This window comes from Pseudomonas gorinensis, assembly GCF_042015035.1.
Taxonomy (GTDB): Bacteria; Pseudomonadota; Gammaproteobacteria; order Pseudomonadales; family Pseudomonadaceae; genus Aquipseudomonas; species Aquipseudomonas gorinensis.
In genome coordinates, this window is the sequence record NZ_CP167125.1 from 4,238,168 (window position 1) to 4,264,278 (window position 26,111).

General features: G+C 60.8%; 26 protein-coding genes. 18 read left to right on the plus strand and 8 right to left on the minus strand.

What is annotated here, in order from left to right; genetic code table 11:
• The first annotated feature begins 177 nt into the window (after positions 1–177).
• The 5 genes from AB7933_RS19260 (at position 178) to AB7933_RS19280 (ending at position 5,335) form a co-directional block, all read left to right on the plus strand.
• Positions 178–1,185, plus strand: coding sequence for a LacI family DNA-binding transcriptional regulator (locus AB7933_RS19260; RefSeq protein ID WP_201770119.1), 1,008 nt, complete (start codon positions 178–180; stop codon positions 1,183–1,185).
• Positions 1,186–1,297: 112 nt separating this feature from the next.
• Entirely contained in the window at positions 1,298–2,080 is a 783-nt protein-coding gene (locus AB7933_RS19265; protein ID WP_024075813.1) for a sugar phosphate isomerase/epimerase family protein, read from the plus strand.
• Positions 2,073–3,014, plus strand: a complete 942-nt coding sequence (locus AB7933_RS19270) for a sugar kinase (RefSeq protein WP_024075814.1) — start codon at positions 2,073–2,075, stop codon at positions 3,012–3,014. The genes AB7933_RS19265 and AB7933_RS19270 overlap by 8 nt, the downstream gene beginning before the upstream one ends.
• 45 nt (positions 3,015–3,059) lie before the next feature.
• On the plus strand, positions 3,060–4,355 hold the full coding sequence (locus tag AB7933_RS19275; protein ID WP_024075815.1) for an MFS transporter: 1,296 nt from the start codon (positions 3,060–3,062) through the stop codon (positions 4,353–4,355).
• Positions 4,355–5,335 (plus strand): 2-hydroxyacid dehydrogenase, encoded by a 981-nt coding sequence (locus AB7933_RS19280; RefSeq protein ID WP_024075816.1) that lies wholly within the window; start codon positions 4,355–4,357, stop codon positions 5,333–5,335. Before AB7933_RS19275 ends, AB7933_RS19280 begins: the two co-directional genes overlap by 1 nt.
• Positions 5,336–5,808: 473 nt before the next feature.
• On the opposite strand, the gene AB7933_RS19285 is transcribed toward AB7933_RS19280, so the two are convergent.
• Positions 5,809–7,434, minus strand: coding sequence for a methyl-accepting chemotaxis protein (locus AB7933_RS19285; RefSeq protein ID WP_024075817.1), 1,626 nt, complete (start codon positions 7,432–7,434; stop codon positions 5,809–5,811).
• A gap of 232 nt (positions 7,435–7,666) precedes the next feature.
• On the opposite strand from AB7933_RS19285, the gene AB7933_RS19290 reads away from it, so the two are divergent.
• The 3 genes from AB7933_RS19290 to AB7933_RS19300 are packed head-to-tail and all read left to right on the plus strand — an operon-like array spanning position 7,667 to position 10,127.
• A complete protein-coding gene (locus AB7933_RS19290) occupies positions 7,667–9,094 on the plus strand; it encodes a nucleobase:cation symporter-2 family protein (protein ID WP_024075818.1) in 1,428 nt (475 codons plus the stop codon).
• Positions 9,095–9,106: 12 nt separating this feature from the next.
• Positions 9,107–9,568, plus strand: a complete 462-nt coding sequence (locus tag AB7933_RS19295) for an LEA type 2 family protein (RefSeq protein WP_024075819.1) — start codon at positions 9,107–9,109, stop codon at positions 9,566–9,568.
• A 7-nt stretch (positions 9,569–9,575) separates the two neighbouring features.
• Positions 9,576–10,127 (plus strand): GNAT family N-acetyltransferase, encoded by a 552-nt coding sequence (locus AB7933_RS19300; protein WP_024075820.1) that lies wholly within the window; start codon positions 9,576–9,578, stop codon positions 10,125–10,127.
• A 187-nt stretch (positions 10,128–10,314) separates the two neighbouring features.
• On the opposite strand, the gene AB7933_RS19305 is transcribed toward AB7933_RS19300, so the two are convergent.
• The gene (locus AB7933_RS19305) at positions 10,315–11,241 is read right to left on the minus strand and encodes a carbon-nitrogen hydrolase family protein (protein ID WP_024075821.1); all 927 of its coding nucleotides are present in this window, start codon (positions 11,239–11,241) and stop codon (positions 10,315–10,317) included.
• 92 nt (positions 11,242–11,333) lie between these two features.
• Between AB7933_RS19305 and AB7933_RS19310 the strand changes: the two genes are divergently transcribed.
• Positions 11,334–12,251, plus strand: a complete 918-nt coding sequence (locus AB7933_RS19310) for a LysR family transcriptional regulator (RefSeq protein ID WP_024075822.1) — start codon at positions 11,334–11,336, stop codon at positions 12,249–12,251.
• Here the strand turns inward: AB7933_RS19310 and AB7933_RS19315 are convergent.
• Positions 12,226–12,477: a hypothetical protein gene (locus tag AB7933_RS19315; RefSeq protein WP_024075823.1), complete on the minus strand. Its 252-nt coding sequence runs from the start codon at positions 12,475–12,477 to the stop codon at positions 12,226–12,228. The genes AB7933_RS19310 and AB7933_RS19315 overlap by 26 nt on opposite strands.
• 163 nt (positions 12,478–12,640) lie before the next feature.
• On the opposite strand from AB7933_RS19315, the gene AB7933_RS19320 reads away from it, so the two are divergent.
• A complete protein-coding gene (locus AB7933_RS19320) occupies positions 12,641–12,961 on the plus strand; it encodes a DUF883 family protein (protein WP_016979401.1) in 321 nt (106 codons plus the stop codon).
• A 34-nt stretch (positions 12,962–12,995) separates the two neighbouring features.
• Here the strand turns inward: AB7933_RS19320 and AB7933_RS19325 are convergent, their stop codons facing one another.
• Positions 12,996–14,033, minus strand: coding sequence for an Ldh family oxidoreductase (locus AB7933_RS19325; RefSeq protein WP_024075824.1), 1,038 nt, complete (start codon positions 14,031–14,033; stop codon positions 12,996–12,998).
• Between the two features lie 560 nt (positions 14,034–14,593).
• Between AB7933_RS19325 and AB7933_RS19330 the strand changes: the two genes are divergently transcribed.
• From AB7933_RS19330 to AB7933_RS19360, 7 genes are all read left to right on the plus strand, one after another.
• A complete protein-coding gene (locus tag AB7933_RS19330; RefSeq protein ID WP_024075825.1) occupies positions 14,594–15,589 on the plus strand; it encodes a FecR family protein in 996 nt (331 codons plus the stop codon).
• Positions 15,590–15,920: 331 nt separating this feature from the next.
• A complete protein-coding gene (locus AB7933_RS19335) occupies positions 15,921–16,373 on the plus strand; it encodes a hypothetical protein (protein WP_024075826.1) in 453 nt (150 codons plus the stop codon).
• Complete coding sequence (locus AB7933_RS19340) at positions 16,370–16,927, plus strand: hypothetical protein (RefSeq protein ID WP_024075827.1); 558 nt, start codon at positions 16,370–16,372, stop codon at positions 16,925–16,927. Before AB7933_RS19335 ends, AB7933_RS19340 begins: the two co-directional genes overlap by 4 nt.
• Positions 16,928–16,994: 67 nt before the next feature.
• A complete protein-coding gene (locus AB7933_RS19345; RefSeq protein WP_024075828.1) occupies positions 16,995–17,699 on the plus strand; it encodes a hypothetical protein in 705 nt (234 codons plus the stop codon).
• Positions 17,700–17,761: 62 nt separating this feature from the next.
• Positions 17,762–18,439, plus strand: coding sequence for a C39 family peptidase (locus AB7933_RS19350; protein ID WP_024075829.1), 678 nt, complete (start codon positions 17,762–17,764; stop codon positions 18,437–18,439).
• 21 nt (positions 18,440–18,460) lie between these two features.
• Positions 18,461–19,210: a hypothetical protein gene (locus AB7933_RS19355; protein ID WP_024075830.1), complete on the plus strand. Its 750-nt coding sequence runs from the start codon at positions 18,461–18,463 to the stop codon at positions 19,208–19,210.
• 50 nt (positions 19,211–19,260) lie between these two features.
• Positions 19,261–20,571 (plus strand): transporter, encoded by a 1,311-nt coding sequence (locus tag AB7933_RS19360; protein WP_024075831.1) that lies wholly within the window; start codon positions 19,261–19,263, stop codon positions 20,569–20,571.
• Positions 20,572–20,688: 117 nt separating this feature from the next.
• On the opposite strand, the gene AB7933_RS19365 is transcribed toward AB7933_RS19360, so the two are convergent.
• On the minus strand, positions 20,689–22,014 hold the full coding sequence (locus tag AB7933_RS19365; protein WP_024075832.1) for a sigma-54 dependent transcriptional regulator: 1,326 nt from the start codon (positions 22,012–22,014) through the stop codon (positions 20,689–20,691).
• Positions 22,015–22,357: 343 nt separating this feature from the next.
• Between AB7933_RS19365 and AB7933_RS19370 the strand changes: the two genes are divergently transcribed.
• Positions 22,358–22,618, plus strand: coding sequence for a hypothetical protein (locus AB7933_RS19370; protein ID WP_024075833.1), 261 nt, complete (start codon positions 22,358–22,360; stop codon positions 22,616–22,618).
• A gap of 59 nt (positions 22,619–22,677) precedes the next feature.
• Here the strand turns inward: AB7933_RS19370 and AB7933_RS19375 are convergent, their stop codons facing one another.
• Genes AB7933_RS19375 through gnd form a run of 3 tightly spaced genes read right to left on the minus strand, consistent with a single transcriptional unit; the run spans position 22,678 to position 26,032 of the window.
• The gene (locus AB7933_RS19375) at positions 22,678–23,532 is read right to left on the minus strand and encodes a Cof-type HAD-IIB family hydrolase (RefSeq protein WP_024075834.1); all 855 of its coding nucleotides are present in this window, start codon (positions 23,530–23,532) and stop codon (positions 22,678–22,680) included.
• Positions 23,529–25,052: a glucose-6-phosphate dehydrogenase gene (gene zwf / locus AB7933_RS19380; protein ID WP_024075835.1), complete on the minus strand. Its 1,524-nt coding sequence runs from the start codon at positions 25,050–25,052 to the stop codon at positions 23,529–23,531. Before zwf ends, AB7933_RS19375 begins: the two co-directional genes overlap by 4 nt.
• The gene (gene gnd, locus AB7933_RS19385) at positions 25,049–26,032 is read right to left on the minus strand and encodes a phosphogluconate dehydrogenase (NAD(+)-dependent, decarboxylating) (protein ID WP_024075836.1); all 984 of its coding nucleotides are present in this window, start codon (positions 26,030–26,032) and stop codon (positions 25,049–25,051) included. The genes zwf and gnd overlap by 4 nt, the downstream gene beginning before the upstream one ends.
• Positions 26,033–26,111 lie beyond the last annotated feature (79 nt).

Sequence of the window (26,111 nt, forward strand, 5' to 3'; positions counted from 1 at the left end):
ACAGGTCCCCCTACCGTTTGTCGGCCAGACCGGTCCCATCCCTGTAGTTGACGCTTGACCATTCACCCGAATCTGGTGTTTCCTGAAACCGGTTTCAAATCAACCATGACCCACCCCCAATAAGAAAGGCCCGCGACCGTGACCTCTTTTTCCGCCGCTCAACGCAGCCGCGTGACCATGCTCGACGTCGCCCTGCACGCAGGGGTCTCAAAGGCCAGCGTGTCACGCTTCATCGGCGACGACCGCGCCCTGCTCTCCGATGCCATTGCCCTGCGCATCGAGCACGCCATCAATGAACTCGGCTACCGCCCCAACCAGATGGCCCGTGGCTTGAAGCGCGGCCGCACGCGCCTGATCGGCATGCTGGTGGCCGATATCCGCAACCCTTATTCCATTGCCGTGATGCACGGTGTCGAAACTGCGTGCCGCCAGCACGGCTACAGCCTGGTGGTGTGCAATACCGACCGTGATGACGAGCAGGAGCGCCAGCACCTGGCGGCGCTGCGTTCGTACAACATCGAAGGGCTGATCGTGAACACCCTTGGCCATCACCTTGACCAACTGCTGGAACTGCAACGGGAAATGCCCCTGGTGCTGGTGGACCGCAAGGTCGAACCGCTGCACAGCGACCTGGTTGGCCTGGACAACCCGGCGGCGGTACGCATGGCGGTGGAACACCTCGAACAGCAGGGCTATCGCGATGTGTTGCTGGTGAGCGAAGCCACCGACGGCACCAGTTCGCGGTTGGAACGCCTGGAGAGTTTCAAGGCCGAGATTGCCCGGCGCCCGGCGTTGACCGGCGCGGTATTGGAGCTGGATGGCGCGCTGCAAAACCACTTGCACACCTTTCTAGCCAAGGCCGGCCCCAAGGCGTTGTTCTGCGCCAACGGCATCGCCGCGCTCGCTTGCACCCAAGCGCTCAAGGCATTGGGTTGCCACCTGTTTGAAGACGTCGGCCTGATCGCCCTGGATGACCTGGACTGGTACCCATTGGTGGGCAATGGCATCACGGCCCTCGCCCAGCCGACCCAGGCAATTGGCGCCAGTGCGTTCGACTGCTTGCTCAAGCGCTTGCGCGGCGATACCGAGCCGACACGCACCCTGGACTTCCTGCCCCAACTGATTCTCCGAGGCTCCACAACCCCTTGTAGGAGCGAGCTTGCTCGCGAAAAACGCCAACGATAACGCAGCGATCCTGGTTTAACGCGGCGCGCTCAGGTTTTTCGCGAGCAAGTTCGCTCCGACAGGAAAGTGTTTTTTTCAGAAAAAATGAAACCGGTTTCAGAGGGACACAACAATGCATAAATACCCCGTTTCCATCAGCCTTTCCAGCTACGGCGCCGACCTCGTACGCCAGCAGGGCCAACTGAGTTTTGTCGAACTGTTGGCGGCTGCCGGCGCCCAGCGTATCGAGTGGCGTGAGGAGCTGCTGACCCGCGAGCAACCCGCCGAACTGGCCCGGGCCGCCGCCGAGCAGGGCCTCGAATCGGTGTTCTCATCGCCCCTTGAGCTGTGGGTCGCCGGCCGCGCCCAACCGAATGCCGAGCTGAGCGCCACCCTGGACCGTGCCCAGGCCTTTGGCGCGCGCTGGCTGAAAGTCTCCCTGGGTTATTTCACCGACACCAACGACCTGGAAAGCCTGCACGCCCTGCTCAACCGCCATCCGGTCCACCTGCTGGTGGAAAACGACCAGACCCTGCACGGCGGGCGCATCGAGCCGATGCAGCGCTTCTTCACTGAAGTGGAGCGCCTGGGCCTGCCGATCAAGATGACCTTCGATATCGGCAACTGGCACTGGCAGGACCAATCCGCCCTCACCGCCGCGCGCCTGCTGGGCCGGCATGTGGATTACCTGCACTGCAAGGCCGTGGCCCGTCGCCCGGACGGCAAGTTGGTCGCCCTGCCGCCCGGCGCCACCGACCTGCATCTGTGGGAACAACTGCTCAAGCATATGACTCAAGGTATTACCCGTGCCGTGGAATTCCCGCTGCAAGGCGAAGACCTGCTCGACGTCACCGCCCGGCAGGTCGCCACCCTCGCCCTGCTTGGCCAACCCCATGCGGAGAACGCCCATGTCTGAGATCGATATCCTGTCGTTTGGTGAAACCATGGCGATGTTTGTCGCCGAACAGACCGGCGAGCTGGCCGAGGTCGGCCACTTTCACAAACGCATTGCTGGCGCCGACAGCAATGTCGCCATCGGCCTGTCGCGCCTGGGGTTCAACGTTGCCTGGCTGAGCCGGGTGGGCAATGACTCCCTCGGGCGTTTTGTGGTCGACACGTTGAAACAGGAGGGGTTGGATTGCCGCCATGTGGCGGTCGACCCGCTGCACCCCACCGGTTTTCAACTCAAGTCCCGTGAAGAGGCTGGCGCCGACCCTCAAGTCGAATACTTCCGCAAGGGCTCGGCGGCCAGCCATTTGTCGATCGCCGCCATCAACCCCGCACTGCTGCAAGCACGGCACCTGCATGCCACCGGTATTCCGCCGGCCTTGTCCGACGCCACCCGCGAGCTGTCCTTTGAACTGATGACGCAGATGCGCACCGCCGGCCGCAGCGTGTCGTTCGACCCCAACCTGCGCCCCTCGCTGTGGGCCAGCCAGGCGCAGATGATCCGCGAAATCAACGCCCTCGCCGGGTTGGCGGACTGGGTCCTGCCGGGCTTGAGCGAAGGTCGCCTGCTCACCGGTTTCGAGGACCCGGCCGATATCGCCGCGTTCTACCTGGACCAGGGTGCCGAAGCCGTGGCCATCAAGCTCGGCCCGGATGGCGCCTACTACCGCACCCAGATGGACCAGGGCTTTGTCGCCGCCGTCAGTGTCGACAAGGTGGTCGACACCGTAGGGGCCGGTGATGGTTTTGCCGTCGGCATGATCAGTGCCCTGCTGGAAAACCTCAGCTTCCCCGAGGCCGTGCAGCGCGGCAATTGGATCGGCAGCCGTGCAGTACAAAGTCGCGGCGACATGGAAGGCCTACCCAGGCGCGAAGCGTTACCCACCCGATCCGTCGCTTGACCGACTACCTGTTGCCACAACTACAACAAGCTCAGGAGCAACCCCATGGAAACCGTGAAACTCGCCACCCGCCGTTGGTGGTACATCATGCCCATCGTCTTTATCACCTACAGCCTGGCGTACCTGGACCGCGCCAACTACGGTTTCGCCGCCGCCTCCGGGATGGCCGAGGACCTGATGATCACCCCCGGCATGTCATCGTTGCTGGGGGCACTGTTTTTCCTCGGTTACTTTTTCTTCCAGGTGCCGGGGGCGATCTATGCGCAGAAGCGCAGCGTCAAGAAACTGATCTTTGTCAGCCTGATCCTCTGGGGCGGCCTGGCCACCCTGACCGGCGTGGTGTCCAACGCCTATATGCTGATCGCGATCCGCTTCATGCTCGGCGTGGTCGAAGCGGCGGTGATGCCCGCCATGCTGGTGTACCTGTGCCACTGGTTCACCCGTGCCGAACGTTCGCGGGCCAACACCTTCCTGATCCTCGGCAACCCGGTGACCATGCTGTGGATGTCGGTGGTGTCGGGTTACCTGGTGCAGCATTTCAGCTGGCGCTGGATGTTCATCATCGAAGGCTTGCCGGCGGTGCTGTGGGCGTTTATCTGGTGGAAACTGGCGGATGAAAGGCCTGCGGACGCCCAGTGGCTGAGCGAACAGCATAAAAAAGACCTGGAAATTGCGTTGGCCGCCGAACAGGTGGGCATCAAGGCCGTGAAGAATTACGCCGAGGCGTTCCGCTCACCCAAGGTGATCATCCTCGCGCTGCAGTTCTTCTGCTGGAGCATCGGCGTGTATGGCTTTGTGCTGTGGCTGCCGTCGATCCTCAAGGCGGGCTTGAAAATGGACATGGTCGAGGCCGGCTGGCTGTCAGCCCTGCCTTACCTGGCGGCGGTGATCGGCATGCTGGCGGTGTCCTGGGGCTCGGACAAACTGCAAAAACGTAAACGCTTTGTGTGGCCACCGTTGCTGATCGCCTCGATCGCCTTCTACGCGTCCTACGTGCTGGGTGCCGAACACTTCTGGTGGTCCTACACCCTGCTGGTCATCGCCGGTGCGTGCATGTATGCGCCCTATGGCCCGTTCTTCGCCATCGTCCCGGAAATCCTCCCCGCCAACGTCGCCGGTGGCGCCATGGCCCTGATCAACAGCATGGGCGCGCTCGGTTCGTTCGGCGGTTCGTACCTGGTGGGTTATCTCAATAGCAGCACCGGCTCGCCCGGCGCTTCATACCTGCTGATGAGCGGCGCGTTGATGCTCTCGGTGGTGCTGACGATTTTCCTCAAGCCTGGCGCCAGCGACCGCGTGCGCGCGCCTTTGCATACCCTCGAATTGAAGGCCAAGATCTGATGAAAAAATCCATCGTGCTGTACAAGAAACTCTCTGCCCCGCTGATGGCCCGCCTGCATGAGCAGGCCGAGGTCACCTTGATCGAGGCGCTGGATGACAGCGGCCTGGCCAAACTGCGCGATGCCCTCCCCGGCGCCCACGGTTTGCTCGGTGCGAGCCTGCGCCTGGATGCCAAGCTGCTGGACCTGGCGCCCCACCTGGAGGCGGTGGCCAGTGTCTCAGTGGGGGTCGACAACTACGATATCGATTACCTGACCCAGCGCGGCGTCCTGCTCAGCAACACGCCCGACGTGCTCACCGAAACCACCGCCGACACTGGGTTCGCGCTGATCCTGGCGACCGCCCGGCGCGTGGTCGAGTTGGCCGACATGGTGCGTGCCGGCCAATGGAACAAAAACATCGGCCCGGCGCACTTCGGCAGCGATGTGCATGGCAAGACCCTGGGCATCATCGGTATGGGCCGCATTGGCGAAGCCCTGGCCCAGCGCGGGCATTTCGGCTTTGGCATGCCGGTGATCTACCACAGCCACTCGCCCAAGCCCTTGGTGGAAGAACGGTTCGGCGCGCAGTACCGCAGCCTGGACGACTTGCTGCGACAAGCGGACTTCGTCTGCCTGACACTGCCGTTGACCGCTGAAACGGAGCAGTTGATCGGCGCCCAGGAATTCGCACTGATGGGCCCGGAGACGATCTTTATCAATATCTCCCGCGGCAAGGTGGTGGATGAAGCCGCGCTGGTCGAGGCCTTGCAGCAGCGCACGATTCGCGCGGCGGGGCTGGATGTGTTCGAGCACGAACCGCTGCCTCACGACTCGCCGTTGCTGCGTTTGAACAACGTAGTGGCAACGCCGCATATCGGCTCTGCGACCCATGAGACGCGCGAAGCGATGGCCCAGTGTGCGGTGGATAATCTGTTGGCGGCGCTGGCGGGCCAGAAGCCGAAAAACCTGGTGAACCCAGGGGCCTGGAAGCAATCGTAGGAGGCAGCGCCGCCCCTGTGGCGAGCGGGCTTGCCCCGCGTTGGGCTGCGAAGCAGCCCCAATAACAACGCTGCAGTGTGCCAGGCCGCTCCGGGGCTGTGTTTTGGGGCTGCTGCGCAGCCCAACGCGGGGCAAGCCCTAATGCCGTTCAGTTAAGCGTACATCGCCTTCTGTAGGAGCGAGGGGGACGCCTAGTTCTTGCTCGCGAAAAACGTCAACGATAACGCGTGTTTCCTGAGTGAACGCGGCGCCTGTGAGTTCTTCGCGAGCAAGCTCGCTCCTACAAAAAAGCCTTAACTGAACGGCATTAGGGCAAGCCCGCTCGCCACAAGCAAGCCCGCTCGCTACAGTTAAAGTGTTTCGCCTTAACTGACTGGCATGAATGGTGGCGGATCAGTCAGTAGATGAGTTGACTGCCCCGCCGCCATCGGGAGCAAGCTCCCTCCCACATTTGGATGGCATTGCAAAGTGGGTCAGATAACGAACCTGGCCACCATCCCATTCAAATCCACCGCCAGGCGCGACAGCTCATGGCTGGCCGCGCTGGTCTGGTTGGCCCCCGCCGCCGACTGAGTCGCCAGGTCGCGGATGTTCACCAGGTTGCGGTCCACTTCGCGAGACACCTGGGCCTGTTCTTCCGAGGCGCTGGCGATCACCAGGTTGCGTTCGTTGATCAGGCTGATGGATTGGGTGATCTGCTCCAGCGCCACACCGGCAGCCCGGGCCATTTCCAAGGTGTCCTGGGTGCGCTGATTGCTTTGCTGCATGGATTGCACGGCTTCGCCGGTGCCGTTCTGGATGCCGGCGACCATTTTCTCGATCTCCTGGGTCGACTGCGCGGTGCGATGGGCCAGGGCCCGCACCTCGTCGGCCACCACCGCGAAACCACGCCCGGCTTCACCGGCACGGGCGGCCTCGATCGCCGCGTTGAGCGCCAGCAGGTTGGTCTGCTCGGCGATGGCGCGGATCACATCCAGTACCTTGCCGATGTCACGGCCCTGGGTCGCCAGGCCTTCGATCATCGCTGCGGTGTTTTGTACGTCCTGGGTCATGGTCTGGATCGCGCCGACGGTTTCCACCACCCGGTCGCGGCCTTCGCGTGCGGCCTGGTTGGACTGGTTCGAAGCCTCGGAGGTGGACACCGCATTGCGCGCCACTTCCTCGACCGCAGCGGTCATTTCGTTGACGGCGGTGGCCGCCTGGTCGATTTCGTTGTTCTGTTGTTGCAAGCCTTTGGAGGCTTCCTCGGTCACGGCGCTCAGTTCTTCGGCGGCGGACGCCAACTGCGTGGCCGAGCCGGCAATATGCTGGATGGTCTGGCGCAGGTTGGCTTGCATGCGCGACAGGGCACTGATCAGGCGTGCCGGCTCGTCCTTGCCAGCGTCTTCAATGACTTTGGTCAGGTTGCCGCCGGCGATGGTCTCAGCCACTTCCACGGCCTTGCGCAGCGGCGTAACAATGCTGCGAGTCAGCAACCAGGCCAGCAGCACCGTCATCAACGCAGCCACCACCGACACGATCACGATCCCGCTGACGGCTTGCTGAAAGCTACCTTCGGCGTTACGGGCGGCCTGGTCGGCGCCGGCGCTATTGATTGCGATCAGCTTGTTCAACTGCTCACCCATCTGGTCCGTGCCGTCCTTGATGCGGGTGTTGATGAGCGTGCGCATTTCCTCGACTTTGTTCTGCTGGGACAACGACAACATCTCGGCCTGGGCAGTAAGGTAGTTGTCGAGGGTCGTGGCGAAGGTTTTATACAGGGCCGCCTCCTCCGGACCGGCGGGCGTTAACGCGTAAGCCTTCTGAGCCACCTTGACCTTGTCCACCAGCACGCCCACACGTGTCTTGGCCTCTTCCAGGGCGGCGGGTTCGCGGTTGATCAGGATCCGGAAGGACAAGATGCGCAGGCGCAACACGTTTTCGGTCAGATTGCCAAGGTACTTCACACTGGGCAGTTGGTTGGCCGACATGTCCAACGATGCCTGGCGGATGGTCGTCATGCGGTTGACCGCGAACACCCCGAGAATAATGACAAGTAGCGCAATGAACGCAAAACCGAGAAAAGCACGGGGGGCAATATTCAAATTACGAAGGGACATAGGGGTACTCTCGAGAAGTAGTGTGGGCGAGCATCCTTGCCGCGACACGATCCGTGGGCGTCAACGCGCAGCCTGGACCTTTGGCGCCACCGTTCTAATTGGAGTGTGGGCCTATCCAGGCTATCGGCAGGGTTGAGAAATTAATTGAAAAAATCCGAAATATTTTTTCACACTTCTGACAACCGGCTGTTTCTGGCATCCTGCGCCTCCCTTTTCGACCCGAGCCTGTATTTTGTCTGACGCTCAAGCCGCCCGCCCGCGCTATAAATCCGACCTGATCTACGGCCTGGAAGACCGCCCGCACTTCACCGCAGCGATGTTTGCCGCGTTGCAGCATGTGTTGGCCAGTTTTGTCGGCATTATCACCCCCACCCTGATCGTCGGTGGCGTGCTCGGCCTGGAAAGCGAAGTGCCCTACCTGGTGAGCATGGCGCTGTTTGTGTCGGGGCTCGGCACCTTCGTCCAGGCGCGCAAGTTTGGCCCGATCGGTTCAGGGCTGCTGTGCCTGCAGGGCACCAGCTTTTCCTTTATCAGCGTGATCCTCAGTGCAGGGTTCATGGTCAAGGCGCGGGGCGGCGGCACCGACGAGATCCTCTCGACGATCTTTGGCATCTGTTTTTTCGCAGCATTTATTGAAGTGGTGCTCAGCCAGTTCATCGGCAAGCTGCGCAAGCTGATCACCCCGGTGGTGACCGGCACCATCATTACCTTGATGGGCCTGTCACTGATCAAGGTGGCAGTCACCGACATGGCGGGTGGTTTTGGCGCCAGCGACCTGGGCGCGGCAAGCAACATGGGCTTGGCGGCGCTGGTGCTGCTGACCATCGTGGTACTCAACCGCTTCAATAATCCGTTCCTGCGCCTGGGCTCGATCGTGATCGGCCTGACCCTGGGCTTCGTGGTGGCCTGGTGGCTGGGCCGCGTCGACTTGGCAGCCCTGCCCCAGGTGCCGCTGATCAGCGTGCCGGTGCCGTTCAAGTACGGTTTCTCATTCGACTGGGTGGCGTTTATCCCGGTGGCGGTGATCTTCCTGATTTCGCCCCTGGAAGCCGCCGGCGACCTGACAGCCAACTCGATGATCTCCCAGCAGCCGGTCAAGGGCCCGCTGTACATCAAGCGTATTAAGTCCGGTCTGTTGGCCGACGGCCTCAACTCGGCGATGGCGGCCACTTTCAACAGCCTGCCCATGGTGACCTTCGCCCAGAACAACGGCGTGATCCAGCTCACCGGCGTGGCCAGCCGTTATGTGGCGTACTTCATCGCCGGCCTGCTGGTGCTGCTGGGGCTGTTCCCGATGATCGGCGCGGTGCTGCAACTGATGCCGAAACCGGTGCTTGGTGGCGCGACGCTGATCATGTTCGGCACCGTTGCGGTGGCCGGCATCAAGATCCTCGCCGAAGCCGGGCTGCACCGGCGCAATGTGTTGATCGTGGCGATCTCGCTGGGCATGGGCCTGGGCGTCGCGGCAGTCCCGGAAGTGTTGCGTGACCTGCCCAAGGCACTGCACAACATCTTTGAATCGCCGATCACCGTGGGCGCGTTCTGTGCAATCCTGCTGAACATTTTCCTGCCCGAAGCGTTCATAGAGCTGGAAGAAGATGAATTTGATCCGGAGTCCTCAACCCTCAAAGTAATGCAGGACCCGGACGTCACGCACTAGGAGCACCTTTGTATGCGCAAGCTCATGGTTCTATCGCTACTGCTGCTCACCCTGAGCGCCTGCGCCCTGTTCCCCAACCGCGACCCGGTGACGATCAATGTGGTGGGCATCGAACCCCTGCAAAGCCAGGACCTGGAAGTACGCTTCGCCGTGAAACTGCGGGTACAGAACCCCAATGAAACTCCGATCGACTACAACGGCGTGGCCCTGGACCTGGAGGTCAATGGCCGGCCGCTGGCGTCGGGGGTGAGTGATCAACGCGGATCCATCCCACGTTTTTCCGAGACGGTGCTGATGGTGCCGGTCAGCGTTTCGGCGTTTTCCGTATTGCGCCAGACCCTGGGCCTGAGCCAGACCCAGAGCTTGAACAACCTGCCCTATGTACTGCGCGGCAAGTTAGCGGGCGGGCTGTTCGGCACCATGCGTTTTGTGGACCGTGGCACCCTGGACCTGCCGAATACCGCGACCTGGTAATGACACCATGCAACCGACACTCTTCACCGAACGCCTGATCCTGTGCCCACTGACCCTGGACGATGCCGAAGGGATCCAGCAGCAATTCCCGCATTGGGAAGTTGTGCGTTACCTCAACGCCCTGGTGCCCTGGCCCTACCCGGCCAACGGCGCGCGCACCTATCTGGAACAGAACGCCCTCCCCGCCATGGCCCGTGGCGAGGAATGGCACTGGTCGCTACGCCTGAAAAGCGCGCCTGAACAGTTGATTGGCAACGTCAGCTTGATGGACGAGCAGGATAACAACCGGGGGTTCTGGCTAGGGCCGCAATGGCAAGGGCAAGGTTTGATGTCCGAGGCCAGCACAGCGGTGACCGACTATTGGTTCGGCGTGCTCAAGCGCCCGCTGCTGCGGGTGCCCAAGGCGGCACCCAACCTGGGCTCGCGGCGTATTTCCGAGCGTACGGGCATGCGTTTGATCCGTACGGATGAAGGTGAGTTTGTGGAAGGTACTTTCCCACGGCATATCTGGGAAATGACCCGCGAGGAATGGCTGAAAACCCAATCGCCCAAAAGCTGAGGGCCAAAGGTGGGACGGGGCTCGCCCTTCTGTAGGAGCGAGAGGGACGCCTAGTTCTTGCTCGCGAAAAACGTCAACGATAACGCGTGCTTCCTGAATGAACGCGGCGCCTGTGAGTTTTTCGCGAGCAAGAACCAGGCGTCCCCCTCGCTCCTACAAAAAAGCCTTAGCTGACGGGCATCAGGCTTCAGTCGGTGATAAAGCGCACGCCTGGCTTGGCGCGTTCATCCACCACCAGCTCGAAAACATCCGGCCGGGCGTAATGCCCCACCACATCGTAGTCATACCGCGCGCGCACTAAATCGTCAGTGTCGATCTGCGCGGTCAGCAGCCCCGCCTCCCCCAGCAACGGCCCAGCCAGGATGTCGCCCATGGGGCCGATAATCACGCTGCCACCTGCGATCAACGGGCGCTCTGAAGGCCAGTTGGCAACCTCGATGCCCAGCGCCTGAGGCGAAGCCTGCACCTGGCACGCACTGACCACAAAGCAACGCCCTTCGTGCGCCACATGACGCATGCTCACCTGCCACATCTCACGCTCGTCCACCGTCGGCGCGCACCACACTTGCACGCCCTTGGCGTACATCGCCGTACGCAGCAGCGGCATCATGTTTTCCCAGCACACCGCGCCGCCGACCCGCCCTACCGCCGTGTCGATCACCGGCAAGGTGGAGCCATCGCCCTTGCCCCAGATCAAACGTTCGGTGCCAGTGGGCATCAGCTTGCGGTGCTTGGCCACCAGACCGCCAGACGGTTCGAAATACAGCACGGTGCAATACAGGGTGCTGCCACTGCGCTCGATCACACCCAGGACCAGGCTCGCGCCGGTACGGGCCGACAACCCCGCCAGCGCCTCGGTCTCGGTGCCCGGCACATCGATGGCATTGGCGAAATAACGCGCAAAGGCTTCGCGCCCCTCGGGCAGGCGATAACCCAGTTGCGTGCCGAAACCTTCACCTTTGGGGTAACCGCCCAGGAGCGCCTCCGGCATCACCACCAGTTGCGCGCCGCTGCGCAGGATTTCGTCTTCATAAGCCAGGATTTGCGCGAGGGTCTCGGCCTTGCCGCCCGGCAAGGCACCGATTTGCAATGCAGCCACAATAGAAACAGGCATCACGATCATTCCAAGTAGTGGGGGGTTGCCCATTCTCGGGCCAGGCTCGATCATGAATAAAGCCCACTTCAGTGCTAAATGATATGAGCCAAATGAATATCGCCCAGGTCGACCTGAACCTGCTGAAAACCTTCGAAGCCCTGCACGATGAGTCCAGCGCCAGCCGCGCGGCGTTGCGCCTGGGTGTGACGCAATCGGCCATCAGCGCGGGGTTGCGCCGCTTGCGCGAACTGTATGGTGATCAGTTGTTCGTGCGTACCGGCCGGGGCCTGGCGCCGACCTTGCGCGCCAATCAACTCAAGCCGGTGATCAGTGAGGCACTGGACCGTTGCCGACAAAGCCTGGCGATGACCCATCCGGATAACCCGAACTATCAAGGGCGATCGATCGTGGTGGGTCTGTCCGACGACTTCGAGATCGCCTATGGCCGTCGGCTGATGGACGTCATCGCACAGCGTCTGCCGAAACTCAGGGTGATCTTCCGTCAGACCCACAGCCAGATCGTCGCCGGTGCCCTGCTCGATCGCACCCTGGACCTGGCGATCACCGCCGGCGGGTTTGCCGAACGCAGGCTGAGCCGGCTAGTACTGGGGGAAGGTGATTATCGCTGCCTGGTGGACGCCCACAGCCTGGCGCCGGGCCAGCATGGCATCAACCTGGCGGAGTTCGTGGCGCGTGAGCACATCCTGGTGTCGTCGGGCGGGTTTATCGGGATCACCGATGAGGGGCTGGCGGCACAGGGGTTGAGCCGCCAGGTGTGCGCCTCGACCAGCCATTTTGCCGCACTGCCATTCCTGCTCAAGGGCAGCCAGGCAGTGGCAACCATTCCCGGGCATGCGGCCGAGGCCATCGCCGGCCTCACCGGGCTTTGCGTACTGCCCTGCCCGCTGGCGCTGCCCCGCTACCCGGTGGAACTGGGCTGGCGTACACAGGCCCAGTTAGACCCGCTGCTGCTCAAGGTGCGCGAAGCGATCAGCGCCAGTTTTACTTGGCCGCCATCAGCTTGTTGACTTCACTGCGCACCATGTTCGAGAACTCCGGCGGCGACATGCCGTCAAGTTCCGCGCGTACCCATTCAGCCCACTTGCCCTTGCGCTTGGCACGTTCGCCGAACAACCGGGCGGCTTCGCCCTTGGCCTTGCCCAGGTTACTTTGCCACAGGTCGTAGAGACGGGACTTTTCATCTTCCAGCTCGGCGCGTTCGGCGAGGGTCTTGTTGGCGAGATTGAAGCTCATGTTGAATTACCTGCTGCACAAATAGGTGACATCTTACACTGTAGGTCGAAATTTCCTGATTCAGATTTTGCCCAGAACCCGTGCCTGGCAAAAAAACTGCAACTTTTGCCATCGCCCGGCACTCCATTGTTCACTGTCACATTTACCTGCAAGGAGTCACACAATGGCCCGCAAAACCGCTGCCCAAGCTGTTGAAGATCAAATCAAGGATCAAGCCTTCAGCGAACTCACGGCGCTGATCGAAGAATCGGACAAACTGCTCAAGAGCAGCGCCTCGCTGGTGGGCGAAGAAGGTGAAACCCTGCGCGAGCAGGTCGCCATCAAACTCAAGCAAGCGCTGGACTCGGTGTCCAACGTGCGCGAGCGCAGTAAGCCGGTGGTCGATGCCACCGAGACCTACATCGGTGGCCACCCATGGCAGACCGTGGCTATCTCGGCGGGCTTCGGCCTGGTCGTCGGCCTGTTGCTCGGCCGCCGTAACTGATGCGCCAGGGGCTGCGCCCATGGCGCCGCCCCTTTCAGTCTTCGAGCAGCGCCTGCAACTGCGCCAGGTCCTGCGCTTGCAGTTCAATCCCCTGCTGTTGCGACTTCGCCCGCGTGCGATGACGTCGATCCCCCGGTAAACGCCGCAACCCCACCGCATGCATCTGCCGCACCAGTTCCTGGCTGCGCTCGGCAAAGCTTTGCCCAGCTGTTTTGCTCGGGTCGATGACAATCAGCAATTGCCCGGTCCAGGGGGTACGCGCGCCTGGGTGATCGGCCCAGTTGAACTCGAAGGAGAAGTTGCCCCCGGTCAGGGCGGCGGCCAGCAATTCGACCATCATCGACAACGCCGAGCCCTTGTGCCCGCCGAAGGGCAACAGCGCGCCGCCTTCCAATATGGCCTTGGGGTCCTGGGTCGGCTGACCGAGGCTATCGACGCCCATGCCCGGCGGCAATCGCTCGCCCTTGCGCGCGGCAATCTGTACGTCGCCATGGGCGATAGCACTGGTGGCCAGGTCGAACACGATGGGCAAGCCATCGGCACGGGGGGCGGCAAAGGCGATGGGATTGGTGCCGAACAGTGGCCGATCGGCGCCATGGGGCACCACGCAGGTCATGCTGTTGACCACGCTCAACGCCACCAACCCTTCCTCGGCAAAGGGCTCGACGTCCGGCCACAGTGCCGCGAAGTGATGGGAGTTATGGATGGCCAGCAGCGCAATGCCGGCGCTGCGGGCCTTGTCCACCAGCAGTGCACGGGCCGCTTCAAGGGCCGGCTGGGCGAAGCCGTTGCAGGCGTCCACCCGCACGAAGCCGGAGGCGACATCCGTGACCACGGGTGTGGCTTTGCCATCGACCCAACCGCTGGCCAGCGTGCTCAGGTAGCCGGGAATGCGGAAGATTCCGTGACTATGCGCGCCGTCGCGCTCGGCGCTGGCGCAATTGCGCGCCAGGATCGAGGCAACCTCAGGCGAGGTGCCGTGTTTCACGAAGATGGCATGCAGCAACCCCACCAGGTCATTGAAACCAATGAACACTGAAGGACTGTCAACTATCGGGGACTGGGCAGACATCTGTAGCTCCGATTTTGTAATTGGAAGAGACAACAAGAATCCAGACCGTTGATTAAACAACGCCCCCTGTGGCTGCTGTCAACGGGCGCTTCAGTTATCTATCGCCATATGCCCTGTGGCGAGCGAGCTTACTGTGATCGAGCTTGTTGTGGCGAGCGGGCTGGTTGTGGCGAGCGGGCTTGCCCCGCGTTGGGGCGCGAAGCGGCCCCATTATAGGCGATGTGTTTTTAACTGACACACTGCGGTGCCTGGTTTTGGGGCTGCTGCGCAGCCCAGCGCGGGGCAAGCCCGCTCGCCACAACAAGCCCGCTCACCACAACAAGCTCGATCACCACAACAAGCCTGCTCGCCACAACAGCCCCATCTGCCGGGCGTTAAGGTTGATCAGCCATGGCCGTTCCGGTGCCTCGCAACACAGGGATGGTAGGAGTGACGGACTCATACCCCCAGTTTTCTCGGCTTTCAAACGAGAATAAATTCCAATTGAAGTGCAATTGCCATCATGGCTGTTCTCGCTATCCGGCTGTGGAGGTTAGAATGTGGGAAATCAGGATGAGTTAATGAGCGAAAAGTCCCTTTCAGAAGCCGAATATGACGCCATCACCGACGCCGCCGCGCATTGGTGCATGCGTATGCATGCGAGTGATTGCACGTCGGGCGAACGGCAGGCCTTTCAGCAGTGGCACGACGCTCATCCGCTGCATGCGTTCGAATACGCAGCGATGCTGGAAATCTGGGACGTGGCCGATCATTTGCCACGCAATGAGGCGGCCTCGGCGGGGATGCCGCTCAAACCACGCAGCCGGCTGCGCACCTATGCCGTTGCCGCAGCGATCAGCCTCGCGGCCCTGCCCCTGTTAGCCTTTACCGGCTGGGAAGCGGGTTGGCTGCCCAGCTCCTATGAGCGCTTCGAGGCCACCAACGGCTTACGCCAGGTCACATTGGGCGATGGCAGCCAGGTGGAACTCAACCTCGGCACCGAACTGGTCTACAGCCACTACAAGGACCAGCGCCAGGTCACGCTGAAAAAAGGCGAGGCGTTTTTCAAGGTCAGCCATGACCGCGCCCATCCTTTTATCGTGCGGGCCGGCGAAGGCCAGGTGCGAGTCACCGGCACGCAGTTCAATGTCTGGAAATATGACGACCAGGTACGGGTGATGCTGCTCGAAGGCTCGGTGCAGATTTCCAGCGACAAGGCGCATGGCAGCGTGCCACTGACGCCAGGCATGCAGGCCAGCTACCAGCAGGGCGATGCCACCCCTCGAATCAGTTCGATGAACCCCAACGACTCCGCCCTGGCCTGGCGCCAGGGCAAGCTGGTGCTCGACAACCTGGCCCTGGCCGATGCCCTGCCCCTGATCAATCGCTACCTCAACAAGCCGGTCATGCTGGCGGATGCCAACACCGGGGCAATCCGCATCGGTGGCATCTACAACACCAGTGAAGTCAATAGCCTTATCCCTTCCCTGCCCAAGGTACTGCCGGTCTACCTGACCCAGAACCAGGACGGCAATCCCGTCCTCAACGCCATCCCGCGTAAAGCCCCCAAAGGCTGAACCCTGCGTTTGCACAGGCAGGCTCGCTTGGGCCTGCGGTGTCCATTTTTGAAACACCTCCCGTCCCTGGACCGCCCGTGCTGAGCCATTTCATCGTTTTGTCATGTGCGGTGTTACAGCACTGATACAACCAGGTGAAGCGTTTTTGCTGGGTTCGGGTCAGTGCGCACCTGGGCAATGGTGTTTCAACCATGAAACAACGCAGCCACTACTTTGCCCGCCAATATTCATAACCCATTGAATAATAAACAATATTAAAAATCGGCACGCGTTCTGCTCTATTCCTCACAGCGCTGTTTAGGGTCAGCGCGCAGAAAAAAGGAATGCTGCCGTGGTCACTCACACTTCGGGCTTATTGAGCCTTCTGCTGATCAGCTGCGTACTCGGTGCCAGCGTGAGCGCTCCAGTGCTCGCTGCAGGTGACGGTGTGATCGTGATTGAACGCCAGGTGCAACCTTACGCCATCGGCCGTTCTCGCGGTGTCGACCCCTACCCCACTACCGCCAATACCAATCCATCGGCACAGGTCTATCGCGCCACCAACAGCGAGCTCAGCGACAACGACTTCGCGGGCATCAGCAGTGGCGCCAGGCTCACGCGCAGCATCATGCCGACCGGCGACATCGCCGGCCTGAACAACAACGGCGGCGGTATCGGCCTGGGTGCCGGCGCAGCGCCTGGTCACAGTGGCGGCGGTATCGCCGGTACGGTCAACAGCGCGGTGTCCAGCGGCCTGCAACCACTGAACAACATCAGCGGCATGGTCGGGGGGGCAATGAAATGAATCGTTCCTGGATGCTTGTGCTCGTACTGGGATGCTCCACGGCAATGGCCGACAACACCGCAACCATTGATAACTCGGGCAGCCAGGGCAATGGGATCGTACTGCTCAACCAGGCGGCCGGCGACCAGCAGCAACTGAGCAATAACGTCGCCATCACAGTGGGCCACAACGCCCAGGCGAATCTCTCGGTCACGCAAAAAATCAACGGTGTGGCCGTCGACCGCTCCCTGAATGCCAAAGCGGCGATTCAGGGCAGCTCTTTCAGCCAAGGCAACGGTGTACTGAGCGTCAATCAGTCGGCCGGAGCCCAGAACCAGATGATCAATGCCGTGCAAATCAGCGTCAGCGCTGGTCCGCAAAGCATCGACGACAGTGTCATGTCGCAACAGACCGTTGCGCTTGCAACCGACTCAGGGGCGACCCCTATCACTGGCAGCCGCCAGGTCGTTACCAGCGACCAGGCCTTCACCGGCAGCCGTGGAGTGGTACAGGTCAACCAGAGCGCCGGGGTGGGGAACCGAGTGGCTAACACCCTGAATGTACGACTCAACTGATGAAGCTGAGTCGCTAGTTAGAAAGGCACCAACACTTAACCAACCAATAGAAGCAAGGAGATACACCATGAAACCTACAATGGCTCTCAAACCACTGGCTTTCGCTCTCGCTGCGCTCATGGCTGTTGCTGCTCAAGCGGGTCAACCCTACCACCACCCAAAACCGCCAACCGTCGCTGCGGCGGCCGCCAATGACGGTCAAAGCAACCATGGCAACGTGGTGATCAACGACAAAACCCAAAATAACGCATCGGCCAACAGTTCCTACAACCACAGCAGTGGCGTAGCCAACGGCAACGTTCTCAGCGGTGACAACAACCAAGGCAAAAACGATGTAGTCGTCCAGTCTGCCGATGCAGACTTCGTGTTCGCCGCTGTGAACTCTGCACAATCGAATACCGGTAACCTGGTGATCAACAGCGGTACCAAAAACAATGCGTCCCTCAACGATAGCGGTAACAACGCTTCGGGCATCATTCAGTTGAACGCCGCAGCGGGCACGTCCAACCAAGCCAGCAACAGCACTGTCGTTCAATCGAACAAAGATGGCTCTGGCGGCCTCGCAACCGTCAATGGTGTGCAGGAAGTTAGCAGCAACCTGACCCTCAATATCAGCAGCGGCCACAGCTGGAGCACCAAACCTGTTGTCAACAACGCCAGCGTGAACAACTCGATGAACTACAGCTCTGGGGTGTCGAACTCTAACGTTCTGTCGGGCAGCAACAACCAAGGTCAGAACAACGTTGTGGTCCAATCCACCACTCGCTTCTGATCCAGATCGGGCCTTGGCAACAAGGCCCTTTTTATTTCCAGTGTCCAACAGGTCATACGATCATGCGCCTCGTCGCCTTCTGCCTGCTGCTAGCACTCACCGGCCCAACCTGGGCAGGACAATTGGCCGTGGTCATGCCCGGCGGTGGGTTGATCTACAAAAAGGTCGAAAGCATTCGCGAGCGCAAATTCGCCAACCTGGTGGAACAGAAAACCGACTTCAGCTGCGGTGCCGCCGCACTCGCCACCATCCTGCGCCAAGCCTATTGGATGGACGTGGACGAAGACCACGTCATCAAGGGCATGCTGCTCAACGCCGACCAGGATCTGGTGCGTACCCAGGGCTTCTCCATGCTCGACATGAAGCGCTACCTGGAAAGCATCCACATGCGTGCCAGGGGCTATCGGATCACTCCAGAAGTGCTGATTACCGTGAAAGTGCCCGTTGTAGTGCTGCTGGACATTCGCGGCTACAAACATTTCGTGGTGTTGCAGCGCGCCGATAAGGACTGGGTGTACATCGGCGACCCCGTGCTGGGTCACAAGCGTTATGCCAAAGACGATTTCATCAAAGGCTGGAACGGCATCGTCTTCGCCGTACTGGGTGAAGGCTACGACAAAGCCAATGCCCTGCTCGACCCGCCCACGCCGCTGACCGCCAAGAAACAGTTGAACGAGTTCAGCCCGGTACGCGACAGCGAATTGATGGATTTCGGTTTTATCTCGAGCGACTTCTTCTAGAAGCGCAAGAAGGAGCAGACGATGAACACTCTCCGTTGGCTGACAGTCATGTGCCTGGCAGCCTCAGCACCTGTGTATGCCTCGTCGGCGTTCAAGCCGATCGAACTCAAGGATTCGGAAATGGCCGAGCTGCGCGGCCGCTATGTGATGCCGGGGCGGATTATCAGCTTTGGCATTGTGATGAGCAGTACCTGGACCAATGCTGCCGGTGCAACGGTCACCGGCACCGCCAACATGCAAGTCAACTCGTCCACTGTCACCCCGCAGTTTTACGTACAGATTACCGGCAACGATGGTTCCGGAGTGGTCAAGCAACCTCAAGGCACTGGCACGGTGGTCGGCGGCGCAGGGCTCGGTACAGGCCAGGGCGTGGTCCAGACGGTGCGGGCCGCGGGTGACGGCAACACGGCCACCAACGGTGTCGACATCAACGTCACCAAAAACGGCTTGGCCCCCGCCAACTACGTACAGTCAGGGCAGGCCCTGGTGGCAGGCCAGTCGATCACCGGTAGCACCGCTGCTGGCCAGGTCACCGTAACCGCCAAGAACGGCGGGCTGCAAATGGCGCTACTGGCCAATAACAACCAGGGCAATGTCGTGCAGCAAATCGGCGGCGGCAACGTGCTGCAAGGCACTGTCATTCAAGGCAACAGCAACTTCGTGAGCAACTTGACCAACCTCAATGTAGTGCTGGGAAACAACGGTTTGAACAACATCACGCAAAACCTTAACTTGGATCAACTTAAAGGCCTCCGTCCCGCCGGTTATTGAACTACGCTGAGCCACGACACTTACGCATTAAAAAAAGGGACGGCTATTTCATGCATCGATCGTTATCGTTACGTGCCGTGGTTTGTTTGAGTACGCTCCTGCCGGCATCCGTGCTGTATGCCGCACCGGAGGCAGATATCGAAACCCTGAAACAGGAGCTGCTGGAACTTAAACAACGCTATGAAGTGCAGCAAAAAGCACTGGCGGTACTGGAGCAACGGGTACGGCAGGTAGAAGACCAACCCGCAACGCCTGCCCCTAAACGCCTGGTCAAATCTCCCGCCGATCTGCGCAAAGGCGGCACCACAGTGGCCGGCAATACACCGGGGGCCGGTGCAGCGACGGCGTCGGGCGGCGCAGGTGGCGGCAGTTCCTACGGGCAAAGCCTGAAGGACGACTCGGCGCCCGCACAAAGTGTGAGCAACTTGTACAACGAGGCCAGCGGCTTTTTCGGCAATGGCAAGTTCAGCTTCGAAACCGGCATTACTTATGCCCGCTACGATGCTCGCCAGTTGTCCCTCAATGGTTTCCTGGCGCTCGATTCGATCTTCCTGGGCAACATCAACCTGGACCGGATCAAGTCGGACAGTTGGACCTTGGACATGACCGGGCGTTACAACGTGGACAACCGCTGGCAATTCGATGTGAACGTGCCAGTGGTGTACCGCGAATCGACTTACCAGTCCGGTGGTGCCGGCGGCAGCTCCAACGTCACCTCGGAAGGTTCGGTCACTCGCAATCCGACCATCGGCGACGTCAACTTCGGCATTGCCTACAAGTTCCTCGACGAGAGCGTCAGCCTACCGGATGCCGTAGTGTCGTTGCGGGTCAAGGCCCCTACCGGCGAGGATCCCTATGGCATCAAGCTGATCGAGCAGCCCGGCAACGACAACCTTGCCGTGCCGGAAAGCCTGCCTACGGGCAACGGTGTGTGGTCGATCACGCCGGGGATATCCCTGGTCAAGACGTTCGACCCGGCGGTGCTGTTCGGATCGCTGTCCTATACCCATAACTTCGAAGACTCGTTCAGCGATATCAGCCCCAACGTCAACCAGAAAATACCCGGCAAGATTCACCTGGGGGACAGCTTCCAGTTCGGTGTCGGCGTAGCCTTCGCCCTGAACGAAAAGATGAGTATGTCGTTCTCGGTGTCCGATCTGGTACAGCGCAAGAGCAAAGTCAAGCAGGACGGCGGCGACTGGCAATCGGTGGTCTCCAGCGACGCCAATGCGGGCTACTTCAACGTGGGCATGACCATTGCGGCATCGGATAACCTGACGATCGTGCCGAACCTGGCGATCGGCATGACGGATGATGCGCCGGACTTCACCTTCAGCTTGAAATTCCCGTATTACTTCTAGCGGCATCGGGACACGGAGCGTCCCAGCCGGTGTTCCTTGGCTGCGCAAGGGGACCTTTAACAAAGGAAAAGCCCCGCAACGATAAGGGTCGTTGCGGGGCTTTTCGGTTTACCCGCCCTAGCGGATCTGGTGTTTGTGCAGCAACCGGTAGAACGTCGGCCGGGAAACGCCGAGCACACGGGCCGCGACGCTCAGGTTGTCACTGTGCCGGTTGAGCACATCGCACAGCGCCTGGCGTTCGGCGCGGTGCTTGTAATCTTCCAGTGTAGCCATCGGCGAAGAAATTGCCTGTTCGCCTTCCAGGCCCAGATCAACGGCTTCGATCTGCCGTCCTTCAGCCAGCACCAGGCCACGCCGTACGCGGTTGGCCAGTTCACGTACATTGCCCGGCCACGGGTGTTGCCCCATGGCGACCAGGGCGCCCTCGCTGAAACTGCGCGGGCGCCGGCCGGTTTCCTGGCTGTAGAAGCGTGAAAAGTGATTGGCCAACATCGCCACATCACCGTGGCGTTCGCGCAGGGGCGCGGTAACCACTTGCAGCACATTCAGGCGGTAATACAGGTCTTCGCGAAACGTGCCCTTGGCCACCGCCGCTTCCAAGTCAACGTGGGTCGCCGCCAGCACACGCACATCCACGGGGATGGGCTGGCTGCCGCCGACCCGTTCAATCTGTTTTTCCTGGAGAAAGCGCAGCAGGTTGGCTTGCAGTTCCATCGGCAAATCGCCGATTTCATCGAGGAACAGCGTGCCGCCGTTCGCCGCCTCGATCCGCCCGACCTTACGCTGATGGGCGCCGGTAAACGCGCCTTTTTCATGGCCGAACAGCTCAGACTGAATCAGGTGTTCGGGGATCGCCCCGCAGTTGATCGCTACAAACGGCTTGGCATGGCGCTGGGATTGCCGATGCAGGGTCTTGGCGACCAGTTCTTTACCCGTACCGCTGTCGCCGCGAATCAGTACCGGCGACTCCGTGGGCGCCAGCTTCGACAATAGTTTGCGCAACTCGCGGATCGGCCGGCTGTCGCCAAGCAATTCATGTTCGGGCTCGTTGACCGGGGCATGGCCCTTGCCTCGCAGGCGCGCCATGCCAAAGGCGCGGCCCAGGGTGACCTGTACCCGAGAGACATCGAATGGCAGGGTGTGGAAGTCGAAGAACCACTCGCAGACAAAATCACCGACGTTCTGCAGGCGCAACACTTCCTGGTTGAGCACGGCGATCCACTCGGTGCCACTGCGGCTGATCAGCTCCTTGACGGCCTCGGGTCGCTCCAGGTGATAAGGCTGCAAACGCAGCAAGCCCACATCGCAGGACCGGTCTCCCACCGCTTCCAGGGTACAGCTGTCCACCTCCCACCCGGCAGTGCGCAGGCCAGGCAATAGCGCATGGCAGTCATCGCAGGGATCGACCACAAGCAAACGGCGCTGGACAGGTGTAACAACCATGACTATTCCTTGGCGCCAAAAATAGTAAAGTTATTTAGAAACAACAGTTTGTGACGCCTGGCGGTAACACTAGCAAGGTATTGACGCGGCGCTTGTACCATTTCGCTATAAGTGCGGGCAAAAAGCCATCTGCCTGCGATTCCGGGTAAAAAGTTGCTTCGCCTGGAGACTTACATTGCGCTTTCAAAACAGCCGCTTACATGACTTCAATCAGGGAAAGTTGAAAATTGTTGCTCTAACATGTGACCCGTACCCCATCATCGTGCATCAGTACAAGTAACCGCCGCACGGACTGCCCAACCGCCGGCACTTAATTGAATGGGCAATGAGAGAGAAGACCCACATGAACGCCCCGCTCCGCATCAACGAAGCTCTTTTGATCGCAGACCGTGCTTTCCAGCCCTTTCAGTGTGTGGCCTGGCACGATGGCAATGGCGCCCTCAGCCTGAGCGTCGTCGACCGCACCAACAAACGTATCGGCCGCAAACAGCTGTCGTCGAGTGCCTACACCGACCCGGCACAACTGGAAGACTTGTTGTTGCAAGCCCGCGCCGAACTCGACAAAGATGGCTACCAGTTACAGTCCTGGGCAATGCCCAAGTAAATCGGCGCGGCAACTTCCGATCATTGCCCCATTGCAAAACAATGATCGGAAGTTCGCTGTTAGAGTACAGCCGGTTTAACTTTTCGCCCTGACTGCGCCGCAAGAATAAACCGTTCGATCGCTTCGGCTGCACCGTCTTCGAGATTACTGCCGGTAACAACATTGGCCTGGCGCTTGACGCTTTCTTCAGCCTGCCCCATGGCAATCGACAACCCCGCCACCTGAAACATCGCCGGGTCGTTGCCGCCGTCGCCGATGACCGCCGTCTGCTCCAGCGGCACCCCGAGGTGCGCCGCCAGGGTCTTCAAGGCTTCACCCTTGTTGGCCTTCATCGCCGTCACATCCAGGTAGATCGGTTGCGAACGCGATACCTGGGCCAGCCCCTGCACCTTGGGCTGCAATTGCGCTTCAAGTTCCACCAGCAATGGCGCGTTGCGGCTGGCGGCGACGATCTTGTCGACCCGATCCAGGTACGGCTCAAAACTCTCGACCACTCGCGGCCCATACCCCAAACCAGCAGCTTCCACCGCTACCATGGGGCCGGACGGATCGCGCCGCAGCCATTCACCGTCGGCAAACACCCAGACTTCCACGTCCGGCACCCCGGAAAACAGCGCCAACGTCACCAGCGCCGCCTCCGCGGGTAAATAATGCGCCACCAGCACAGTGCCATCAGGGTTGACCAACGTGCCGCCATTGAAGCCGGCCACGGGCACGTCGATGCCGAACGCTTCGATCATCTGCAACATCGCCTTGGGCGGGCGTCCGCTGGCCAGGCTGAACAGTACCCCGGCAGCGCGCAAGGCACGCACCGTGTCGAGGGTGCGCTGGGTCGGGGTGTGATCAGGACGCAGCAAGGTGCCGTCCATATCACTCAATACAAACCGGACGGGATGGATCGCTGCGTCACTCATCCGAGCGAATGCCAGGCACGGCCATCGCGGGCCAGCAACGCATCGGCCGCCGCCGGACCATCTTCACCGGCCTTGTAGGCCTGGATCCCGTCGTCCTCTTTCCACGCATCGAGAAACGGCTGCACCGCACGCCAGCCGTTTTCGATGTTGTCGGCGCGCTGGAACAAGGTCTGGTCTCCGGTCATGCAGTCGTAGATCAAGGTTTCGTAACCGGTCGACGGTTGCATCTCGAAGAAGTCCTCGTAGGCAAAACCCAACTCGATATTGGCCATGTCCAATGTCGGCCCGGGCCTTTTAGCCAGCAGGTCGAACCACATGCCTTCATTGGGCTGGATCTGGATCTTCAGGTAGGTGGGCTTGAGCTCATCGACCTCGGTATCGCGAAACTGTGCATACGGCGCCGGCTTGAAGCAGATCACGATCTCGGTGTCGCGAATGCTCATGCGCTTGCCGGTACGCAGGTAGAACGGCACACCGACCCAACGCCAGTTGTCGATCATCACCTTGAGGGCGACAAACGTCTCGGTGCTGCTGTCGGGCGCCACGTTGGCTTCCTCGCGGTAGCCGGGCAGCGCCTTGCCACCGATCTCACCGGCGGTGTATTGCCCGCGCACCGAATTGGCCCGCGCATCTTCCAGGGACCAGGGGCGTACAGCCCCGATCACCTTGGCCTTCTCGCCCCGTACTGCATCGGCGCCAAACGCCGCCGGTGGCTCCATGGCCACCATCGCCAGCAACTGGAACAGATGGTTGGGCACCATATCGCGCAAGGTGCCGGTTTTTTCGAAGAAATTACCCCGGGTTTCCACGCCCACCGTTTCCGCCGCGGTGATCTGCACGTGGTCGATGTAATGGTTGTTCCAGAACGCTTCGAACAGCACGTTGGAGAAACGACTGATCAAGATGTTCTGCACCGTCTCCTTGCCCAGGTAATGGTCGATGCGATAGATCTGCTTCTCGCTCATCACTTTGAGCAGGCTGGCATTCAGCGCTTCGGCAGTGGCCAGGTCGGAGCCAAAGGGCTTTTCGATCACCACGCGGCGGAAGCTGTCATCGGTTTCCGTCAACAAGCCGGCACTGCCCAGGCGCTGCACCACTTCACTGAAGAAGCGCGGCGCGGTGGCCAGGTAGAACACCGCGTTGCCGGTGCCACTGTCGGCGATCTTCTTGCCGATGTCGGCGTAGGTGCTGTCGTCGAGGAAGTCGCCCTCGACGTAGCTGATGCCCTTGGCCAGCTGCGCCCACAGTTTTGGGTCCAGGGCATTGTCGGCGTTACCCCTGACCTTCCCGGCAGCTTCGGTGCGAATGAAGTCCTCGAGTTTCTTGGCGAAGTCGGCATCGCTGATGGCGTTGTGATCAACGCCGACAATGCGCAGGCCATCGCCCAGCAGGCCGTCACGGCTGAGGTTGTACAGCGCCGGCATGAGCAGGCGCTTGACCAGGTCGCCGTGGGCGCCAAACAGAAACAGGGTGGTGGGAGGAGCGGGTTCGGCCTTGGTTTTTTTGCCGTTGGCGGTCATTTTTTGGAAGTCTCCACATGACCACCAAAGCCGAAGCGCATGGCAGACAGCATCTTGTCACCGTAGGTGCTCTGCTGGCGGGAACGGAAACGCGCGAACAGCGACGTGGACAGCACCGGCACCGGCACGGCTTGCTCCATGGCGGCCTCGATGGTCCAGCGGCCTTCGCCACTGTCGGCAACGGAGCCGGAGTAGCCGTCGAGTTTCGGGTCGGTGGCCAGGGCATCGGCGGTCAGGTCCAGCAACCAGGACGACACCACGCTGCCACGGCGCCAGACTTCGGCGATATCGGCAACGTTCAGGTCAAAGCGCTGGTCTTGCGGCAGGTTTTCCGAGTTCTTGGTTTTGAGAATGTCAAACCCTTCGGCAAACGCCTGCATCATCCCGTACTCGATGCCGTTGTGGATCATCTTGACGAAGTGCCCGGAACCCGCAGGGCCCGCATGGATATAGCCATGCTCGGCGCGGGGGTCAGCGGCAGCGGAGCGGTCCTTGGTGCGCGGGATATTGCCCAGGCCCGGCGCCAGGCTGGCGAAGATCGGGTCGAGTCGCTGCACGGTCTCGGTGTCGCCACCGATCATCATGCAGTAACCGCGCTCCAGCCCCCAGACGCCGCCGGACGTGCCGACGTCGACATAGTGCAGGCCTTTTTCCGACAACGTCTTGGCGCGACGAACGTCGTCCTTATAGTTGGTGTTGCCGCCGTCGATGATCACATCACCGTCTTCCAGCAGTTCGCTCAACTCATTGATGGTGTTTTCAGTGGGGTCGCCTGCCGGCAACATGACCCAAACGGCGCGAGGCTTTTGCAGCCCGGCAACCAGGGCTTTCAAGTCGGCGACGCCGGTGGCGCCCTCCTCGCTCAAGCCTTTGACAAATGCTTCGTTACGGTCGTAAACAACGGTGGTATGCCCATTGAGCATCAGGCGCCGTGCAATATTCCCGCCCATGCGGCCTAGTCCGATAATCCCCAGTTGCATGTGCTGATGCTCCTAACTACTCAAAAAATGTGTGCCTAGTTTATAGCGCAATGAAGCTATTGAGGGTTAGTCCAGCGCG

What these genes read in the sequence shown, in the direction of transcription:
- AB7933_RS19260 (WP_201770119.1), top strand. Translation starts at nt 178, where the DNA reads ATGCTCGACGTCGCCCTGCACGCAGGGGTCTCAAAGGCCAGCGTGTCA.
- AB7933_RS19265 (WP_024075813.1), top strand. Translation starts at nt 1,298, where the DNA reads ATGCATAAATACCCCGTTTCCATCAGCCTTTCCAGCTACGGCGCCGAC.
- AB7933_RS19270 (WP_024075814.1), top strand. Translation starts at nt 2,073, where the DNA reads ATGTCTGAGATCGATATCCTGTCGTTTGGTGAAACCATGGCGATGTTT.
- AB7933_RS19275 (WP_024075815.1), top strand. Translation starts at nt 3,060, where the DNA reads ATGGAAACCGTGAAACTCGCCACCCGCCGTTGGTGGTACATCATGCCC.
- AB7933_RS19280 (WP_024075816.1), top strand. Translation starts at nt 4,355, where the DNA reads ATGAAAAAATCCATCGTGCTGTACAAGAAACTCTCTGCCCCGCTGATG.
- AB7933_RS19285 (WP_024075817.1), bottom strand. Translation starts at nt 7,434, where the DNA reads ATGTCCCTTCGTAATTTGAATATTGCCCCCCGTGCTTTTCTCGGTTTT.
- AB7933_RS19295 (WP_024075819.1), top strand. Translation starts at nt 9,107, where the DNA reads ATGCGCAAGCTCATGGTTCTATCGCTACTGCTGCTCACCCTGAGCGCC.
- AB7933_RS19300 (WP_024075820.1), top strand. Translation starts at nt 9,576, where the DNA reads ATGCAACCGACACTCTTCACCGAACGCCTGATCCTGTGCCCACTGACC.
- AB7933_RS19305 (WP_024075821.1), bottom strand. Translation starts at nt 11,241, where the DNA reads ATGCCTGTTTCTATTGTGGCTGCATTGCAAATCGGTGCCTTGCCGGGC.
- AB7933_RS19310 (WP_024075822.1), top strand. Translation starts at nt 11,334, where the DNA reads ATGAATATCGCCCAGGTCGACCTGAACCTGCTGAAAACCTTCGAAGCC.
- AB7933_RS19315 (WP_024075823.1), bottom strand. Translation starts at nt 12,477, where the DNA reads ATGAGCTTCAATCTCGCCAACAAGACCCTCGCCGAACGCGCCGAGCTG.
- AB7933_RS19320 (WP_016979401.1), top strand. Translation starts at nt 12,641, where the DNA reads ATGGCCCGCAAAACCGCTGCCCAAGCTGTTGAAGATCAAATCAAGGAT.
- AB7933_RS19325 (WP_024075824.1), bottom strand. Translation starts at nt 14,033, where the DNA reads ATGTCTGCCCAGTCCCCGATAGTTGACAGTCCTTCAGTGTTCATTGGT.
- AB7933_RS19330 (WP_024075825.1), top strand. Translation starts at nt 14,594, where the DNA reads ATGAGCGAAAAGTCCCTTTCAGAAGCCGAATATGACGCCATCACCGAC.
- AB7933_RS19340 (WP_024075827.1), top strand. Translation starts at nt 16,370, where the DNA reads ATGAATCGTTCCTGGATGCTTGTGCTCGTACTGGGATGCTCCACGGCA.
- AB7933_RS19345 (WP_024075828.1), top strand. Translation starts at nt 16,995, where the DNA reads ATGAAACCTACAATGGCTCTCAAACCACTGGCTTTCGCTCTCGCTGCG.
- AB7933_RS19350 (WP_024075829.1), top strand. Translation starts at nt 17,762, where the DNA reads ATGCGCCTCGTCGCCTTCTGCCTGCTGCTAGCACTCACCGGCCCAACC.
- AB7933_RS19355 (WP_024075830.1), top strand. Translation starts at nt 18,461, where the DNA reads ATGAACACTCTCCGTTGGCTGACAGTCATGTGCCTGGCAGCCTCAGCA.
- AB7933_RS19360 (WP_024075831.1), top strand. Translation starts at nt 19,261, where the DNA reads ATGCATCGATCGTTATCGTTACGTGCCGTGGTTTGTTTGAGTACGCTC.
- AB7933_RS19365 (WP_024075832.1), bottom strand. Translation starts at nt 22,014, where the DNA reads ATGGTTGTTACACCTGTCCAGCGCCGTTTGCTTGTGGTCGATCCCTGC.
- AB7933_RS19370 (WP_024075833.1), top strand. Translation starts at nt 22,358, where the DNA reads ATGAACGCCCCGCTCCGCATCAACGAAGCTCTTTTGATCGCAGACCGT.
- AB7933_RS19375 (WP_024075834.1), bottom strand. Translation starts at nt 23,532, where the DNA reads ATGAGTGACGCAGCGATCCATCCCGTCCGGTTTGTATTGAGTGATATG.
- zwf (WP_024075835.1), bottom strand. Translation starts at nt 25,052, where the DNA reads ATGACCGCCAACGGCAAAAAAACCAAGGCCGAACCCGCTCCTCCCACC.
- gnd (WP_024075836.1), bottom strand. Translation starts at nt 26,032, where the DNA reads ATGCAACTGGGGATTATCGGACTAGGCCGCATGGGCGGGAATATTGCA.